The sequence below is a fragment of the Mesorhizobium sp. M4A.F.Ca.ET.020.02.1.1 genome (genome assembly GCF_004022645.1).
Taxonomy (GTDB): Bacteria; Pseudomonadota; Alphaproteobacteria; order Rhizobiales; family Rhizobiaceae; genus Mesorhizobium.
In genome coordinates this window covers 1-1,505 of the sequence record NZ_RZOI01001057.1, presented here as the reverse complement: position 1 = coordinate 1,505, position 1,505 = coordinate 1, and the positions used below count along the sequence as shown (strand labels likewise).

The window sequence follows — 1,505 nt, the reverse complement described above, 5'->3', positions numbered from 1 at the left end:
CATCCGTACCATCGCGCATGGCAAGGTCGACTTCTTCGGCTCAGCGCTGGTGGCGCTCGCTCAGCAGTCCGAGCAGCGAGTGAGGGCTCTTATGGCCGGCGGCCATGACGTAGCGCTGCAGGCTCTGTTCCGCAGCGCCGGCCTTGCCGCGGCCACCCACGGCATCATCCTGCGTGCGCTCAAGGTGTGGCGCGAAGTGGCCAATGGCAAGCGCATCGCCGGCGTGCAGGAAGTGAGCTGGCTGATGCTGAAGGAGCTCGGCGGGCAATCGGCCGAGGGCGATCTTGCCGGGCTGGTGAAGTCGATCCATCTCGAAGCCCTGCGCTACAATGCGCGCGGGCATGCTCTTGCCATAGCGGCGGCCTGACCTGACGCAATTCCGGACGGAAAACCCGTTTCTTACTTTCCCGGAATTGCCTAGGCCTTGTTCTTCATGAAGAAATCGGGGTGGTCCTCCATCGCCGCGGCGATGATGCGCAGCGAGGCGGCGATCTGCAGCATTTCGGGCCGGTCGCTTCGCTCGGCGATGCTCGCCGCATATTGCCTTGCGACGGCGACGGTCGCTGTCTGCGGCTCGCCCGGCCTCCTGAACAGCAATTCCCGCGCCAGGCCGCGCAGGAAATTGCCGACCGACTCCATGGTCTCGCGCGGAACGAGGGAATTCAGCTGGGCGCTGCGCAGCCGCAGAACCTCAAGCCCGACGGTCACGACGGCGATGCTGCCGCCCAGGATGGGGTCGCCTCTGCGACCCGTCCGCTGCAACTGCGGCATCAGCTGGTTGATGCGGTCGTAGGCCAGACTCTCGAAGGCCGAACGCCGGGGGATGCGCTCATGCAGGCAAAGCCGCGCCAGGTCTTCCCGCATTGCCTGGGAGATGCGGTCGACGGTGACCCAGGGATCGGCCGGCAGCACGACGATGAAGACGCCGATGGCGATCAGAATGCCGACCAGGATCGAGGCCGACCCGGCAAGAAACGGGCCGGGATCATAGACCATCTGCTGGTGCGGGCTGAGGAAGGCAAGGAAGTTGATGGCGAAGGCGGTGGCGACGCCGACATGGCGCGGATTGGCCATGCCGAGCGCTGCCGGCACCATGATCGGCACGACGAAGAGCGCGAACCAGCCGAAGCCGGGCCACGCCGGCAGCGCTATCTGGCCGACAAGGAATGCAAAGGGAAGCGCCAGCAGCGTTCCGGTAAAGAAGCCCCAGGCCGACTGGACCGGATCGGGGCGCGAGGCGAACAGGCTGGAGACGACGGCGACGAGGATGACGGTGCCGGCCGTCTCCGACCATTTTGTCGTCAGCCAGAAGGCCGCCACCAGTAGCGTGGCGAGGCCGGCGCGCACGGCGTTGCGCCATGCGGCGTGGTAGTCCCGGTGCACGACCAGTGCCGGCTGGCGCCGGTCTCGCCACGCTACTGGTGGCGGCCTTCTGGCTGACGACAAAATGGTCGGAGACGGCCGGCACCGTCATCCTCGTCGCCGTCGTCTCCAGCCTGTTCGCC

1 protein-coding gene and 2 pseudogenes are annotated in these 1,505 nt (G+C 66.6%); 2 read left to right on the top strand and 1 reads right to left on the bottom strand.

Features of this window, described 5'->3' with window-relative positions; translation table 11 throughout:
• A partial coding sequence (locus tag EN742_RS34750; RefSeq protein WP_128333861.1) for a DUF2336 domain-containing protein occupies positions 1-367 on the top strand: 367 nt, incomplete at its 5' end.
• 50 nt (positions 368-417) lie between these two features.
• On the opposite strand, the pseudogene EN742_RS34745 reads toward EN742_RS34750, so the two are convergent.
• Positions 418-1,401: pseudogene (locus tag EN742_RS34745) on the bottom strand (FUSC family protein); the annotation flags it as partial.
• Here EN742_RS34745 and EN742_RS34740 point away from each other — a divergent pair.
• Positions 1,389-1,505, top strand: a pseudogene (locus tag EN742_RS34740) (hypothetical protein); the annotation flags it as partial. The pseudogenes EN742_RS34745 and EN742_RS34740 overlap by 13 nt on opposite strands.